The sequence below is a fragment of the Pedobacter ginsengiterrae genome (assembly GCF_039537385.1).
Taxonomy (GTDB): Bacteria; Bacteroidota; Bacteroidia; order Sphingobacteriales; family Sphingobacteriaceae; genus Pedobacter; species Pedobacter ginsengiterrae.
Genome location: NZ_BAABAK010000018.1, coordinates 130,392 through 146,413, shown reverse-complemented (window position 1 = coordinate 146,413; position 16,022 = coordinate 130,392). Strand labels below are relative to the sequence as shown.

Sequence of the window (16,022 nt, the reverse complement as noted above, 5' to 3'; positions counted from 1 at the left end):
GTCCAAAATAATAATGTTGAACAAAATTAAATAAACTTCTCAACTCCCCAACTTTTTTGCTTGATCCCTAGTGTTTAAGCTATTTAAATGGTAGGTTGAATATTTCCTCAACAAAAATCAGTTCGAATTGCTCATAAAAACGATGTAATTAATAAATGCGGCTATTTATAAACCAAAAAATCCTGCCATCTCTCGATGCAGGATTTTTTACGCTGTGAAGCGGAAAGCGAGGGATTCGAACCCCCGGACCTATGACAGTCAACAGTTTTCAAGACTGCCGCATTCGACCACTCTGCCAGCTTTCCATCGGCAAAAGTACGAATCCAGTTTAAATCTGCAAACTCCAATGTGCTTTTTTTTATATAAAGTTGATAATTGCTTAACACAGAGGGAGAAAAAATTATTTTTTTCTGATATTTTCTTCAATCCGATCTGTTTTTTTGAATAGATTGAATGTAGGGCGAATAATTTTAACACTTCGTTTACTTACATCAACACTCGCATTAAGCTCAAAACCGATTAATAAAATTAAAGAGTTTAAATAAAGCCAAATCATTACAACAATTAAAGTACCAATAGAGCCATAAACTTTATTGTAAGAACCGAAGTTGTTGATATAAAACGAAAATCCCCACATGGTTAAAAAAGCTAAAATTGTGGCCAACCAAGAACCTGCACTAAAGAGCTTCCATTTCTTTGCATGCGAAGGCCCATAACGATATAGAACAGAAATGGTAATAAAGTATAAGATAGCAAGTAAAGCCCATCTGGTTAATTGAATGGCATATACAGCCAAGCTATCTTTAATGTGTAACTCTGTTTTAATATAGTTTAATAAAATTTCGCCTAAAGCCATTGCACTAATGCAGATTATTATTGAAAAGCAAATTACCAAGGTTAATATCAAAGCAATTAAACGTTGCTTTAACCAGCTTCTTGTTTCAATAATTAATGATGACTTATTAAATGCTTTCATTAAATTTTTAACACCATTGGTTGCAAAGAAAATAGCAGATATAAAACCAAAGGATAGTAAACGGCCATTTTGTTTTTTAATAATGTCTTTTAAGGTCGTTTCGAATGCATCAAATGCATTGTGGGGTAGTACAAGTTCCATTAAGCTTAATAACTGATCCTGGAAGCCTTTAATTGGTATGAAGGGAATTAAGGTGAAAAGGAAGATAATGCCTGGGAAAATGGCTAACATGAAGCTGTAAGCCAAGGAAGAGGATTTATTAACAAGCGAATCCTTACCGATTTCTTTAAAAAAGAAAGTTGCAACTGTATAAAGTGGTAATGGACTAAAACCTGGTAACACACAAGTTTTGCTCCATTCGATAAATTTAGAATAGAGTTTAAGATTTAATAATTGCCTGTGTAACCATTCCATTTAATTGTTAAATAAAATATTGAGTAACTCCATCCATAAAATTTTTTGGAGGATGGCAAGGTCTGCGTGTTTGCTTATCTACGAATACCAAAGTAGTTTTTCCAATATTAATCAGTTCTTCTTTTTCGTTATAAATTTCGTATTCTACATTTAAACGAACAGTAGGTAATTCTTTAACAATAGATTTCACCGTTAAAACCTGATTATAAAGTGCAGGTTTTAAAAACTTAGATTGTAATTCCAGCAATGGCAACATTACTCCATCCGATTCCATCGATTCGTATGTTATTCCTGAGCAGGCTTCAAAACACTCTGTTCTGGCAAGTTCGTAATATAATGCGTAATTAGCATGATGGACAACGCCCATTTGATCCGTTTCTGCGTAGCGAACCTTAACCTTAGTTTCGTGTATAAACATTATTTAAAAATGTTTCTCTTGTTTAAAGCCTCACGATATTTTTTCGCGTTAATTTCATGTTCTGCTTTAGTAGCGGCAAAATTGTGGTATCCCGAAAAATCTTCTTTGGCACACATATAAATAAAATCATTTTGCTGGCGATTTAAAACAGCATCAATTGCATTAATGCTCGGCATCATAATCGGTCCGGGTGGTAATCCTGCATATTTATACGTGTTGTAAAGTGATTGAACCTGAAGTAATTTATTAGTAACACGTTTAACTGTAAAATCATTATTGGCAAAAATTACGGTAGGATCGGCTTGTAATAAAATTCCCTTATTTAATCTGTTCAAATACAGTCCAGCAATTATTGGCATCTCTTTATCATAAAGAGCTTCTGCATCAACAATTGAAGCTAAAGTGTAAACTTGGGCAGGAGTAAGGTTTAAGCTAGCAGCTTTTTGTTTACGTTCTGCAGTCCAAAATTTATCATATTCTTTATGCATACGCTCCATAAATTCACTAGGCGAAACATTCCAATACATTTCATAAGTATTCGGAATAAACATTGCGTAAACATTATCTTGATTGAATCCGTATTTACTAATTAACGAAGTCGAATCTAAAACACTGATAAAACCTAAAGAATCGGCTTCTAAATTGCTGGCTAAGTAGGCCGCAAAGTTTTCTTTTTTACGAATATTTTGAAACTTTAATTTTACTGGTTCCTGGTTTCCAGCTTTAATCATATTCACTAAAGTACGGTTAGTCATTCCTTTTTTAAGGCGATAACGGCCAGGTTTCAAGCTTGTTGGTAAATTCATTTTACCAGCTGCCGTAGCAAAAGAGGATGGACTATTTAGAATATCTTTAGTCTTTAAATTTGTAATTAAATCATCGTAATTAGATCCAGTTTTGATATATAAATATTTCTGATTTTCGGTAACATTAGGAGCGAAGTAAACTTTGTAAAGATTTAATGCAAAATATCCACCAATCAGAACAATAAGAACTGCTATAATCATTGCAGCTTTTTTACCTGTACTCATTTTCTTTTTTTCTACTTCAGTCATTGTCGTAATATGCGTATTTTAAAGTTGCTTGTTGGATAATGTAATGTTAATTTTTGTGCCTATCGTTACCTTTGTTAACGAATCGGCAGGCATTGGATCTTGCTTGGTAATTACCGCATTTGAACTATCTGTTATTGCGCCTTCGTAAATTATGTTACCCAAAGTTAGAGCCGAACCTTTTAAACTAAATTTTGCTTCATCAATTGTTAGGCCAACCAATTGCGGTATATCTACTTCCTGATTTCCTCTACCATCTCCCAAAACCAGGCTAATACTCGAGCCAACTGGCAGTGTCTGTCCGGCCTGGATAGGTTGACCACCAAAAGAAGCCTCTAAAACCACATCACGACTTACATCGGCTTTGTAAGTAGTATCACCAAGTTTTAATCTCGAGCTTTCAATAATTGCTTGTGCTTCTCTTAAAGTTTTAAATGCAATATCTGGAAACTTCGTGTTAGGGGTTTTGCCCGCGTTTATAGTTAAATAGATTGTACGATTATCCTTTACAAAAGTATTTGGATCGGGATCCTGATCAATTACAATACCTGCAGGCTGATCTAAAATGAAAACAGAATCAACTTCATATTTTAAGCCAGCTTCTTCTAATTTCACAACAGCATCGCTAAAAGATAGTCCTTTCACCATCGGTACATTTAACCCTTGCCCATGTTTGGTATAAAATCTTAAGCTAAAAAATGCTATTAGAAGGAGTATAAATACCGTAATAGCTGCAGCTATAATGGTATTTCTAAATGATTTGGTTTTTAAATAATCTATAAATTTAGACATGAATCTTAAAATATGGGGCTAAGTCAGTAAATTCAAATGTAATTATATTAATGTTTTAATGAACGATTGAAGTTAATCATTTGTTATTCTGTTCGTCAAAATTAAATATTGCACAAAGATATTTATATTTTTGAGGATATATTTATATTCAATTTCTATTTATATCGACATGAAAAAAACTATTGCATTGTTAACAGGCGGAACCACAGGTGAATGGGTAATTTCGGTTAAAAGCGCAGCAACAATTGCTCAAAATATTGATTCCAATTTATACGAGGTTTACAAAATAATGCTAAACGATAAGGGATGGTTTTATGAACCTGCCGATTCTGTTAAAATTGATATAGATAAAAACGACTTTTCGTTAACATTAGAAGGACGAAAAATAAAATTTGATGGAGTTTTTATTGCCATTCATGGCTCGCCAGGTGAAGATGGTAAGTTACAGGGTTATTTCGATATGTTGAGCATTCCATATACTACCTGCGATGCTTTAACTTCATCAATTACAATGAATAAGGGTTATACGAAAGCAATTGTAAGTGATATTGATAATCTATTTGTAGCCAAATCTGTTCAAATATTTAAGGATGGAAATTACAGTTTAGCACAAATCAAACAAGATTTAAAACTTCCTTATTTTGTTAAACCAAATAGCGGTGGAAGCAGTATTGGCATGAGCAAAGTTAAACACGCAAATGATTTAGACGCTGCAGTTGAAAAGGCTTTTAAAGAAGATACACAAGTTTTAATTGAAGAATTTGTAAGCGGACGGGAGTTCTCGATTGGGGTTTATAGCGCAAATGGAGCAATAACCGTTTTACCTACTACCGAAGTTATACCTTCTAACGAGTTTTTCGATTTTGAAGCTAAATACACTCCAGGTTCTACGCAGGAAATTACTCCAGGTAGTATGAGTGATGAAGAGTATCAAAGAGTTCATCAAATTATAAAAGATGTATATAAAAAACTGAATTGTAGAGGTGTTGTGCGTGTAGATTATTTCCTTGAACATGAAACTAATAAGTTTTATTTCATAGAAATAAATACCATTCCTGGCCAAACTGCTACAAGTTTTATTCCGCAACAAGTTGCTGCAATGGGTATTTCATTAAAAGAATTTTATTCAGGATTAATGAAAGAAACCTTAGGTTAGTTTTTTTATAACATTGCTAATGTATATTCAACAGCTTTTAGAGAAAGGTTATTCAGTTAAAGAATTTCCAAAGGATACGATAATCTACGAGCCAGATATGCAACCAAGATTTGTTTATTTTATTAAAAGCGGCGAGATAAGAATGGTTACCGTTAACAACGATGGTAAGGAATTTATACAAGGCGTTTTTAAAACGGGACAATATTTTGGGGAACCAGCCTTGTTAATTAATAAACCATACTTGGCTTACACAATTGCTAGTAAGAATTCTGAAATTATCCTAGTTAACAGGGTGGATTTTTTCAACCTCTTGAAAGATGATTCTGAATTTAGTATGGATTTAATTAAGGTTTTGAGTAAAAGACTTTTCTATAAATCGATGATGCTGGAAGAGCTTGCTAACGAAAAGGCCGAACACAGATTGGAAACAATAATTAGCTTTTTATTTGCTGATATTTCTACTGGCGAAAGCCTTAAAGTTACCAGACAAGATCTCGCTGATATGACTGGCTTAAGAGTGGAAACTGTAATACGTGTTGTAAAGCAACTAGCCAGCAAAGATTTATTCGTTTTAAAAAGTGGGAAGATTATTAAACGCTAAGATTTTTCTAATTAAGATAAAGCTTGAGTTCTTATCGTTTTTAAAATATGACATAGGTCATGTTTTAACGAATTTGCTTATCTTATCTTTGCGCTATTAAACAATTAAAATCATGGCAGAGCTTACAAAATTTCAGGCGGTATTACAATGCAAGTGCCCACGTTGCCGTAAAGGTGATATTTTTACGGGTAGTGCTTATGCTTTTAGACTTCAAAAAACTAATATAAACTGTCCATACTGCAATTTGAAATTTGAACGCGAACCAGGCTTTTTCTATGTAGCCATGTTTGTTAGTTATGCAATGAATGTTGCCGAAATTATTACAATAGGAGTGGCTTCGTATATTTTAGGATTAGCGCTTGTTTACGAAAATCTTTGGTATTATGTTGGTTTAATTTTATTTGGCGTTTTTCTACTATCTCCAATTAATTACCGTTACTCGAGAGTAATCTTATTACATTGGTTAACACCAGGTTTGGGTTATGTTCCTGGAAGTGGAGATAAAAAATAGTTTTATAAATATGTCCCCTTTGGAGGGATATATTAGTTTATTTTTTCATAGGGTGTTGTATATATTCTGAAAGTCGAAAAACTTTTCCATCTTTTAGTTTTATATCGTTGTACAAGCTAACTGTATCACTTTTGCCATCTTTTGTGGTAGAAACCTGGCTATACCAAAGACTTACCCATTCTTCACTTTTATCTTTATTTATCACTGATTCCATATCTTGCATTTCGATTTTAAAACCACTCATTTTAGAAAATTCGCTTTGTATCTGATTAAGAAATTCGGGCTTTGTTCCTTTAAATTTATAACCATCTAAATCAAACGAAACACTATCTGCCAGAATTCTTCCCATACCTGCCGTGTCTAAATTTTCAAAGGTTTTGATTAGTGCCATTGCGGTCTGAGCGTTTTTAACATCTGAATTCATTTCCCAACTTTGCATCTTTTTAATTGTGTAAGGATACTTGGTGGTATCGGTATTTACAGAGGCAGTTGATTTCGTTTCTTTAGTTTGGCAAGAGGTAATAAATATTGCCGCAAATAATAAGAAAGATAAATTTTTCATTTTGTTTGTTTTATATGAAAGGTTAATTAAATATACTAAATATCTGAAAATTAAATATTTAAATAAATTAATTAATAATAAAAAAGGGAAATGCTTAGCATTTCCCTTTTTTATTACTTGGAGATAATTATTAGATAAAACGATTCATCATTTTATTTGATTAATAACATCAACCAATGCCTTAACTTTTTCTTCTGAAGTTAATTCATATTGATATTCATCTTCAATACTGCCCATTTTTGTTTCGGCATTGCGATAAGCCATTTTGCTTTGAATAAATATTTTGGCTGATGCATGGAAATTTGTAGCACCTGTTTTAGTTATTAGTTCTTGAATGTTATTTTGATTTATGCCCGCACCAGGCATAATAGAGATTCTTTCGTTTGCTTGTTTTACAAGCTTGGCTAAGTTTTGAGCACCACCAATTGCAGAAGAAGCTCCGCCGGAAGTAAGGATACGAACAACTCCTAAATCAATTAAATCTTCTAAAGCTTCTTCCATATCATTGCTCATGTCAAAAGCTCTATGAAATGCAACTTTCATAGGCTTGGCAAGCTCAATTAGTTCGGCAGTTCTTTCTTTATTTATAGAACCATCAGCTTTAAGTATTCCTGTAACTATTCCATCGCAATTTAATGATTTAAAGATTTTTATATCTTCTTTCATTAACTCGAACTCTATATCAGAATACAAAAAATCGCCACCACGTGGGCGAATTATTGGCCAAATTTCTATCGTTAAATTTTTCTTTGCAAATGCGATCTGACCGTAACTTGGTGTCGTTCCACCTTCGGCCAGGTTATCGCAAAATTCAACTCGTTTTGCTCCACCATTTTGTGCAGCTAAAGCCGATTCATAGCCATTTGCACAAACCTCTAAAATTCCGTTCATTATTATTCTTTATCGTTTATTGGCCCTAAAACTTTCCATCCAGTAGCTGATTTAAAAGTATTAAGCTTTTGAATTGATTTTCCTCCATCTAGAAACCAACAGATTTCGGTAATGATATAATGATTGTCGTCAATTTTTTCTCTCTCGAAAGCATTCTGTAATTCTTCAAAATTCGGAAAGCCATATTCTTCAATATTTTTAATAAACGAGAGCTCTAAAACTTCGGCTGTGCTTCGTATTGTTTCTTCATCTAATTTGGTGTTGAAGCCGGAAATCATCATTTTCGCTTCTTCATAAAAATCTTTACAAGCAATTGCAGCATCTAAATTCTTTTCATTGTAAGCTTTTTCGAGAGAAAGTATTGCACCTTCTGGTGTATCAAAATTGGTTTTGAAATGGTCAATCCCTTCGTCAATAAACAAACCAATACTATTATCGAATGCAGCTTTCTCTTTGTCGTGAACACCATCTCTAATAGCCCTAATCGTATATCCACCGATTAATTTTCCATTTTCAATGGTCATCCAGTCAGAAATTAAATTTCTATCTATGCCTATTTTCTGATTCAGTTTTACGGTATTAACATTTACAGGTTCGTTTCCAACTGTTCCGAAAAGATTTCCTTCATCATCAAAATGAGGCTCGGTTAACCAAATATGCTCGCCATTTTCACCATCAATTATGTGTACTTTAATTGAGAAATAAACCTGGTGAGGTTGAGGACTAATAAGGCTTTGTTCGAAATACCAAAGGGTTAATTTAGCTTTTTCAATTGCCCAGTTCATACGTTCATCTTCATTCGGAACGTAAACCATGTCAGGTTCACCATTGCGCTCTTCGACATTTTCTTTGCCAAAGATTTTAGATAATAATCCCATTTTTTAATTTTTAAGGTTAATAATTTGATTTGGGATGATTTTATAATTTAGTAATAACTTTTTCCGTTGATTAGTAAGTCTTGTTTTTCAGCGTTGCAAACTGCATAGCTAAACCCTTGCTGAATGGCATAAGCACCATATTCGCCTTTTTTATTTATGGCTAGAAAACCGACCTGAATATTTTTCGCAGTTTCTGGTTTTTTCTTTATTATGCGCATAACTGCTTCTTTACAAGCCGCTTCTGGCGAATAACCTTGTCGCATAAGTTCTACTACTAAAAACGAACCAACATTACGTACAACCTCTTCGCCAACGCCTGTAGATGTTGCACCACCAATTTCATTATCTATATATAAACCAGCTCCAATAATAGGACTATCGCCAATTCTTCCGTGAAGTTTATAAGCCATTCCGCTTGTGGTACAAGCCCCCGATATATTTCCTTTAACATCAATTGCTAGCATCCCAATAGTATCGTGATTGTACTGATTTCCTGGAAGTTTTTGAGGAGCAGCTTTATCGTAAAGTTTATTCTCAATATTCATTACAGGCTCATATTTAGCTGTTTTCAGCCATTCTTTCCAAGCCTTTTCACTTTCAGGGGTAAGTAAATTTTCTTTTTTAAATCCTTGTTCTAAGGCAAATTGTAATGCACCATCTCCAGCTAGCATAACGTGTGGCGTTTTTTCCATTACTTTTCGGGCAACAGATATGGGATGTTTAATGTGTTCTAATGCTAAAACTGCACCACAATCGCCATTTTCATCCATAATGCAAGCATCTAAAGTAACTTTTCCGTCTCGATCTGGTAAACCGCCATAACCAACAGATTGATTTTTTTCATCAGCTTCTGGCACCCAAACACCTTGTTCAACGGCATCTAAAGCTCTTCCACCTTTCGATAACACTTTCCATGCATCAGCATTTGCGGCAATACCAAAATCCCAGGTAGAAATTACGATTGGAAAATTTTTAGCTTTAGTAGGTTTTTCAGGAATTGCATCAGCCATGCTTGTCTTATCTATGGCTAATAAACCCGCAGAAAGGGCAGAGGCTTTTATAAATTTACGGCGGTTAAACATTTTGTAATAAGTAATTATTTGTTTGTGTAAGGGTTTGGAATTAAATTTTGCTTTTAACTAATATTAAAAGTATCGGCATCTTTTAAGAAAGGGAATTGGCGCCTAATTTTAACTAATTCTTCGTAGTTAATGGTAACCGTGTACATATCCTCATCTTCTGGTTTGTAGTAAACTGTGTTACCATATGGATCGATTACCATAGAATGGCCACCATGATAAACTTGATTTCCATCATGACCGACACGATTTACGCCAATAACATAACTTTGATTTTCTATTGCTCGGGCAGGTATCAAGGCCTTCCAATGGGCAGAACGTTTATCGGGCCAGCTTGCTACCAAAAGTAAAATATCGTATTCTTCGTTAACATTACGCAACCAAACTGGAAAACGTAAATCATAACAAACCGCCAATCTTATTTTCCAACCTTTAAGTTCAACAATTAGTTTGTCTTTACCTGGGCTGAAGTGTTTATCTTCATCTCCCATACCAAACAAATGACGTTTATCATAGTGCTCATGTTCACCATTCTGATTCATCCAAATTAAACGGTTAAAATAGTGCCCGTTTTCTTTAATAATCAAACTGCCTGTAACTACGCAATTATATTGGTGCGCTATTTTTTGCATCCATTGCATAGTTGGTCCGCCCATTTCCTCGGCGAGCGTTTCAGAGTTCATGCTAAAACCACTATTAAACATTTCTGGTAAAATGATTAAGTCTGTTTTTTCCCTAACACCCATCGATAGGCGCAAGGCTAGGTTTACAAGATTTTTTTCTATGTTTTCCCAAAAAAGATAAGCCTGAAAAATGGTTACTTTCAGGTTTTCTATTTGAGTGTAAACAGGTGCTTCCATATGTTTAGTTTTGCGGGATGATTAAACATTTTTTAATTTTTCTGCAGCCAAAGCCAGGGTTGATTTTTCTTTAGCAAAGCAGAAACGAATAATTTTATGGTCTGTTGCTTTTTGGTAAAATGCCGAAACAGGGATCGTGGCAACTCCAAACTCTTTGATTAGCCTCATGCTAAAATCTGTATCTTTTTCGTCGCTGATATCGCTGTAGCTTGCACATTGAAAGTACGAGCCGTTACAAGGTAGCAGTTTAAATCGGCTCTCAGCTAAAAGCCCCCTAAAGTAATCACGCTTTTCTTGAAAGAAAGTTCCGATTTCTGTATAATTTGCTGGTTCTTTAATGTACTCGGCAATGGCTTGTTGCATTGCACTATTAACGCTAAAAACATTAAATTGGTGTACTTTCCTAAATTCTTTCGTTAACTTCTCGGGTGCAAGGCAATAACCTAATTTCCATCCAGTAGCATGCAAAAGCTTACCAAACGATGCTACAATAAAACTTCTTTCCCTTAATTCTTGGTAAAGCATAACACTTTGATGCTTTTGTTCATCATAAATTAAATGCTCATAAACTTCATCACTCAGAATCAAAATATCGGTTCCATTTATTAATTTAATAAGCGCATTCATATCATTTTCTGATAAAATACTGCCAGTTGGATTTTGCGGAGAGTTTAAAATAATCATTCTGGTATTGGCCGTAAATAGCTTTTTAACCATATCCCAATCAATCGAATAATTCGGCGGAGCAAGTTCGTATGTTTTTACTAAACCACCTAAAAGCCTAATTGTTGGTGCGTAACTATCGTAAGCAGGTTCAAAAATTATAACTTCATCGCCGCTATTAATAATTGTAGCTAAGGCTGTAAAAATGGCTTGGGTACCACCAGCAGTAACTGTAATTTCTGTACTCGGATTATATTTTACATTGTAAAGTTTTTCTACCTTTTCGGCAATATTTTGCTGCAATAATGGCGAACCTGGCATTGGTGCATATTGGTTAAATCCATCTTTCATGGCTTTATTAACCAACTCTACAAGCTTCGGGTCGCAAGGATAATCAGGGAAACCCTGAGATAAATTAATTGCATTATATTCTGTAGCAAGCTTAGACATAACCGAGAAAATGGTTGTACTTACGCCAGGAAGTTTCGATTGTATATTTAACATGTTATAAGCGAAAATAGTAAAAAAAGCTTGAAAGATTAGCGCACTAAAAGGTTAAACCTACATTTCTACCTTATTATATAATCGTAATGTTTTTTGAAAAGCAATTACAGTAGCCAATAGGTTCCTGTTGTCCCGCCATACACTTCAATCTTTTTGCTATTGTTAGTTGGGATTATAGAAGATGTGCAACAAAAAGTATTTCCGTTTTTGTCGGGTTTAAAAAACTAAATTTGTAAACCTATCTGTGGTTACAAAAAATAGTTTGCTATAAAAACTTCTACAATCAGCAATTAAACCTTTCAAAAGAATCACAATCCAAAGTTTATAAACCCGATTGTAGTGGAAACCAAAAGCTTTTTCTGCTTTTGTTGAAACAAAAAGCGGGAGTGTAGTTTCCGATTAAATTGAGGCATAAATTTTCAAATCATATTACATGTATTATTTTTAATATAATTTGTTCACTATTCTTAATTAATCCAAATAAAATTTTTCTTTGCCTTTAAATAAAATATGTTCAAATATGAAATTTAAGCACATTGTAGCCATTTTCTTGCTGGCTATCACATTTTCAGCGTTTGTTAACCCAAAAAAAGCCACTAAAACTTTTGTATCTAATTTTGAAAATGTTTTAGGAACATCTTTAGAATTGAAATTTAAGGCTGCAAACCAAACAGATGCAGATGTTGCAGAAAACATTGCTTTGAATGAAATTGATAGATTGGATAATATTTTAAGCGCATACAAAAAGACTAGTGAATTTAGCAAATGGATGCAGAGCGGTAAGCAAACCACAAAGATTTCGAACGATTTATTTGAAGTTTTGCAACAGTTTGAAAACTACAAAGGCATTACAAATGGCGCTGTAGATGCTTCAGCAGAAGTAATTTCGAAAGTTTGGAAAAAAGCGGCAATAGAAAATATTTTGCCATCTGTTACTGAATTGCAGCATGCGGTGGCTACTGTAAAGCAAAAACATTATACTTTAAACTTTGAAAATAAAACTGTAACCCGATTGGATGACGCACCATTAGCTTTAAATTCTTTTGCTAAAAGCTACATTATTAATAAAGCAGCAGAAAAAGCATTTACTTCTGCTGGTATTGAAAATGTAGTGGTAAATATTGGTGGCGATATGGTTGTAAAAGGTAGCAATACTGAACGAATTCAAGTTGCAAATCCGAAAGCCGATGCTGAAAATGACGCCGCTTTAACGACCATACAAGTATCGAACATGGCTGTAGCCACCAGTGGAAACTACCGTAGAGGTTACAATGTAAATGGCAAATGGTATTCGCACATTGTAGATCCACGAACAGGAAACCCTGTTTCTGAAATAATTAGCGCTACTGTAATTGCCGCAAATGCAAGCGAAGCAGGTGCTTTGGCTACTTCTTTTAACGTTTTATCGGTTAATGAAATTGAAAAATTGGTAGCTGCCAGAAATGATGTTGCGTATTTACTGGTTACCAAAAATGGTGAAGAGATTAGAAGTAAAGACTGGACCAAATACGAGGTTAAAACAGAAAAACCTAAAGTTGCTTTAACTAGCAGCAAAGCGGATAAACTTTGGAACACCAAGTTCGAATTGCTTGTTAATTTAGAATTGGCAAATATAGAATCGGCGGATGGTCGCCGTACACGCCGCCCTTTTGTGGCTGTATGGGTAGAAGATGCGGCTAAAAAGCCAGTTCGTAATTTGGCTATTTGGTATAATAAACCACGTTGGTTACCCGATTTAAAATCTTGGAATCGTACAAATGGTGAAGAATTTAAAAAAGAAAATAGTGTATTAAGTTCTACAAGTTCTGCAACGCGTGGGCCTGGTAAATACAGCTTATCTTGGGATGGCAAAGATGACGCTGGAAATTTAGTAAAGGCTGGTAGTTATACGGTTTATATCGAAGTTGCCCGCGAACATGGAACTTATCAAATAATATCTAAGCAAATGAAATTTACTGGTACCGCTCAAAAATTCGAATTAACCCCAAATACAGAACTTACATCAGCATCTCTTGACTACAGAAAAAAATAATATCGTTTCTGCACCAGCAGGTTTAGGTAAAAAACCAGTTAAAAAACCAGCTGGAAACGGTAAGGGTAAAAAGCGTTTTGCAGGCTTATCCCGCTGGTTACATATCTATTTATCGATGGTAAGTTTTACCATACTTTTATTCTTTGCCGTTTCTGGACTAACGTTAAATCACGCCGATTGGTTTACTTCAGGTAAAGAAGTAGTGACTAAAGATTTGGGAAATGTAAACATCAAATGGGTTAACCAACTTGATACAAACAAAATTAATAAATTGCAAATTGTTGAGTTTTTAAGAAGTAAACATGAAGTTAAAGGTGCTTTAAGCGATTTTAGAATAGATGATAGCGAACTAAGCTTAACCTTTAATGGTCCAGGTTATTTGGCCGATTCTTTTATTGATCGGGAAACTGGCAAATATGAATTAACAGTAACGCGTTTTGGTGCAGTTGCAGTAATTAACGATTTACATAAGGGTCGCGATTCTGGTAAAGCCTGGTCGTGGATCATTGATATTTCAGCGGTGCTGATGACGTTGGTTTCAATATCAGGCATAATCTTAATCTGTTTTATAAAAAAGAAAAGATTAAGTGGCTTTATTATCGCTGCTGTTGGAACTTTAGCTTGCTATTTAATCTGGAAGTTGTTTGTTCCTTAAATTTCTGTTTGATTTAAAGACTTTTCAGAATAGAAGCTGTTTCAGTAACTTCTAAAATATGATTTACGCCACATTTTAAAGCGAAATTATTGCGTTGATGGCCAACAGGGAAATCGAAAGTTACTGGGTATTTGTATTCCTTTATCTTCTCCAAAACAATATCATAAATTGTTTTGCCAAATTCTTCTCCAACATCATCTGGCTTAACTTTAAAGCCACCAATTATTAAACCTTTTAAGTTTTTTAATTTACCACTACGGTTTAAATTCCACATCATTCTATCAATACTATACAAGTATTCGCCAGTATCTTCAATAAATAAAATTTTTCCCCGTGTGTCTAAATCAGAATCACTTCCAGCCAAGGTTTCGATAATACTTAAATTGCCACCAACTAAAATCCCATCAGCTTTCCCTAAACGATTGCTGGTGTTAAAAGAAGCTGTATAATTCATCTGCTCGCCAATTAAAGCATTTTTTATAGATAGAATGGTGTCAATTTGAATAGGTTCTGCTTTGGACCAATCATCAGGAAAGCTGTTACACATTTTCGAGTGAATAGATGATATCCCATAATTTTTAGCCAAATGGCAATGTAGAACCGTAATATCACTAAAACCGATTATCCATTTTGGATTACGTTTAAAGGCGGTAAAATCTAGCTTATCAATTATCCTAACAAACCCATAACCACCTCGGGCACACATAATAGCTTTAATGTTTGGGTCATCAAGCATTTGTTGGAAATCAGCTAAACGTTCTTCATCGGTGCCTCCATAGGTATAATCACGTTTTCCAATAGTGGCACCAATCTTTATATTAAATCCCCAATTTTGCATTTGTAAAACCGATGGCTGAACTTGCTCTAAAGTAATATAGCCCGCAGGACTAGTTATACCAATTGTATCGCCTTGTTTTAAATAGGGCGGGATTTTGAATGATGGATTTTCATTTTCAACGGCATAAGCTAAACTTTTAAATGCAGGTAAAACCGTTGTAGCTGCAATAAATGAGGAAAGGAAATATTTTCTATTCATTAAAACTTGAAAATGTTAGGTTATAGAAGCGAATATATGATTTAAAAATTTCGCAAAAAAGAAAAGGGATTTATATCCATAAATCCCCTTTTTAAACCAAACAAATTAATCTGTAAAAGATTAGTATAATGTGAATTGTATAGATAACCATGAAAGGATTAAAAAGTTTTTAGAATTTTAATTTTTTTTATTTTATTTTGTTTGATGTGTATTATAACTGGGAAATCTTAGATATTAAAATATGGATTACTAGCATTTCTACATTTCGGAGAGCATTATGATTTTCAGAAAAAGTTAAGGCTATCCATCGCGGATAGCCTTTGCTAACAACAAAACAAATATAAGATAACCAAATCTTACCTGATTGAGCAGAATCAGGATAAGTGTATATGAGAAACACTTAGCGGCCTAGTGATGGATTCGAACCAACATTTAAAAGTTTATGAAACTTCAACCTTCCAATCGGTCAACTGGCCATTTATGCTAAACTGGTTTTAACGCTAAAAAATCCTTTAATTCCTCTAACTGAAGTAAATTAATGCTACCTTCATTATCTTTATTGTTTACTTCAATTTTCTCGGTTTTTAGCGGATTAGCTAAATCTGGATATTCATTTATGGTTGGATATTGAAAATAGATTGACATGATTTTAACGTTTAATTGTTTAACATACTTATTTAGTTATTGATTAATGTTGAGCAAATATATTAATTTGTATATAAAATCTATAGATTTAGTAGTTATTATTTTAATTTTCTATTTAATTTACTGTAATTCAGTTTATTAATTTTTTAATATTTTCATTTTTGTATTAAAAGTAGCGGTTTAAGTTAGCTAAACCTGATAGAAATGATTCCGATTTTTCATCGGAAATAATGGATAGCAGGACTGAAGTATCTAAGAATTAGCGACGTTCATTTCCAAACCTTTAAATTCAATTTC

Annotated in this window: 17 protein-coding genes and 2 tRNA genes; 5 read left to right on the top strand and 14 right to left on the bottom strand. The window is 33.8% G+C overall.

Annotation, left to right across the window (positions count from 1 at the left end; genetic code table 11):
* Positions 1-220 precede the first annotated feature (220 nt).
* The 5 genes from ABD692_RS17515 to ABD692_RS17495 all read right to left on the bottom strand — a co-directional run bounded on the left by ABD692_RS17515 (position 221) and on the right by ABD692_RS17495 (position 3,652).
* Positions 221-305: transfer RNA gene (locus ABD692_RS17515), tRNA-Ser, on the bottom strand.
* Positions 306-400: 95 nt separating this feature from the next.
* Positions 401-1,390 (bottom strand): YihY/virulence factor BrkB family protein, encoded by a 990-nt coding sequence (locus ABD692_RS17510; RefSeq protein ID WP_316760471.1) that lies wholly within the window; start codon positions 1,388-1,390, stop codon positions 401-403.
* Positions 1,391-1,397: 7 nt separating this feature from the next.
* The gene (locus ABD692_RS17505; RefSeq protein ID WP_344769038.1) at positions 1,398-1,808 is read right to left on the bottom strand and encodes an acyl-CoA thioesterase; all 411 of its coding nucleotides are present in this window, start codon (positions 1,806-1,808) and stop codon (positions 1,398-1,400) included.
* On the bottom strand, positions 1,808-2,863 hold the full coding sequence (gene mltG, locus ABD692_RS17500; protein ID WP_344769036.1) for an endolytic transglycosylase MltG: 1,056 nt from the start codon (positions 2,861-2,863) through the stop codon (positions 1,808-1,810). Before mltG ends, ABD692_RS17505 begins: the two co-directional genes overlap by 1 nt.
* 18 nt (positions 2,864-2,881) lie before the next feature.
* Positions 2,882-3,652 carry a PASTA domain-containing protein gene (locus tag ABD692_RS17495; RefSeq protein WP_316760462.1) on the bottom strand — a complete coding sequence of 257 codons (771 nt, stop codon included), beginning with the start codon at positions 3,650-3,652 and terminating at the stop codon, positions 2,882-2,884.
* Positions 3,653-3,821: 169 nt separating this feature from the next.
* Between ABD692_RS17495 and ABD692_RS17490 the strand changes: the two genes are divergently transcribed.
* The 3 genes from ABD692_RS17490 (at position 3,822) to ABD692_RS17480 (ending at position 5,920) form a co-directional block, all read left to right on the top strand.
* Positions 3,822-4,808, top strand: coding sequence for a D-alanine--D-alanine ligase (locus ABD692_RS17490; RefSeq protein ID WP_344769034.1), 987 nt, complete (start codon positions 3,822-3,824; stop codon positions 4,806-4,808).
* 19 nt (positions 4,809-4,827) lie between these two features.
* Entirely contained in the window at positions 4,828-5,409 is a 582-nt protein-coding gene (locus tag ABD692_RS17485; RefSeq protein ID WP_316760457.1) for a Crp/Fnr family transcriptional regulator, read from the top strand.
* A gap of 112 nt (positions 5,410-5,521) precedes the next feature.
* Complete coding sequence (locus ABD692_RS17480) at positions 5,522-5,920, top strand: DUF983 domain-containing protein (protein ID WP_344769031.1); 399 nt, start codon at positions 5,522-5,524, stop codon at positions 5,918-5,920.
* A 37-nt stretch (positions 5,921-5,957) separates the two neighbouring features.
* Here ABD692_RS17480 and ABD692_RS17475 read toward each other — a convergent pair whose 3' ends face one another.
* From ABD692_RS17475 to ABD692_RS17450, 6 genes are all read right to left on the bottom strand, one after another.
* A complete protein-coding gene (locus ABD692_RS17475; RefSeq protein WP_344769030.1) occupies positions 5,958-6,482 on the bottom strand; it encodes a hypothetical protein in 525 nt (174 codons plus the stop codon).
* A gap of 147 nt (positions 6,483-6,629) precedes the next feature.
* Positions 6,630-7,373 carry a copper homeostasis protein CutC gene (locus ABD692_RS17470; RefSeq protein ID WP_344769028.1) on the bottom strand — a complete coding sequence of 248 codons (744 nt, stop codon included), beginning with the start codon at positions 7,371-7,373 and terminating at the stop codon, positions 6,630-6,632.
* A gap of 2 nt (positions 7,374-7,375) precedes the next feature.
* Complete coding sequence (locus ABD692_RS17465; RefSeq protein WP_344769027.1) at positions 7,376-8,251, bottom strand: YegJ family protein; 876 nt, start codon at positions 8,249-8,251, stop codon at positions 7,376-7,378.
* 47 nt (positions 8,252-8,298) lie between these two features.
* Positions 8,299-9,333 carry a glycosylasparaginase gene (locus tag ABD692_RS17460; protein WP_316760442.1) on the bottom strand — a complete coding sequence of 345 codons (1,035 nt, stop codon included), beginning with the start codon at positions 9,331-9,333 and terminating at the stop codon, positions 8,299-8,301.
* Positions 9,334-9,386: 53 nt separating this feature from the next.
* Positions 9,387-10,190, bottom strand: a complete 804-nt coding sequence (locus tag ABD692_RS17455; RefSeq protein WP_316760440.1) for a nitrilase family protein — start codon at positions 10,188-10,190, stop codon at positions 9,387-9,389.
* Between the two features lie 21 nt (positions 10,191-10,211).
* Entirely contained in the window at positions 10,212-11,357 is a 1,146-nt protein-coding gene (locus ABD692_RS17450) for a methionine aminotransferase (protein ID WP_344769024.1), read from the bottom strand.
* Between the two features lie 520 nt (positions 11,358-11,877).
* Between ABD692_RS17450 and ABD692_RS17445 the strand changes: the two genes are divergently transcribed.
* Both ABD692_RS17445 and ABD692_RS17440 read left to right on the top strand, forming a co-directional pair.
* Positions 11,878-13,389 (top strand): DUF2271 domain-containing protein, encoded by a 1,512-nt coding sequence (locus tag ABD692_RS17445; protein WP_344769022.1) that lies wholly within the window; start codon positions 11,878-11,880, stop codon positions 13,387-13,389.
* Positions 13,370-14,044, top strand: coding sequence for a PepSY-associated TM helix domain-containing protein (locus ABD692_RS17440; protein WP_344769020.1), 675 nt, complete (start codon positions 13,370-13,372; stop codon positions 14,042-14,044). Before ABD692_RS17445 ends, ABD692_RS17440 begins: the two co-directional genes overlap by 20 nt.
* Positions 14,045-14,057: 13 nt before the next feature.
* Here the strand turns inward: ABD692_RS17440 and ABD692_RS17435 are convergent, their stop codons facing one another.
* From ABD692_RS17435 to ABD692_RS17425, 3 genes are all read right to left on the bottom strand, one after another.
* On the bottom strand, positions 14,058-15,080 hold the full coding sequence (locus ABD692_RS17435; protein WP_344769018.1) for a S66 peptidase family protein: 1,023 nt from the start codon (positions 15,078-15,080) through the stop codon (positions 14,058-14,060).
* Positions 15,081-15,484: 404 nt separating this feature from the next.
* Positions 15,485-15,556, bottom strand: a tRNA-Met gene (locus ABD692_RS17430).
* Between the two features lie 7 nt (positions 15,557-15,563).
* A complete protein-coding gene (locus ABD692_RS17425; protein WP_344769016.1) occupies positions 15,564-15,725 on the bottom strand; it encodes a hypothetical protein in 162 nt (53 codons plus the stop codon).
* Between the last annotated feature and the right edge of the window lie 297 nt (positions 15,726-16,022).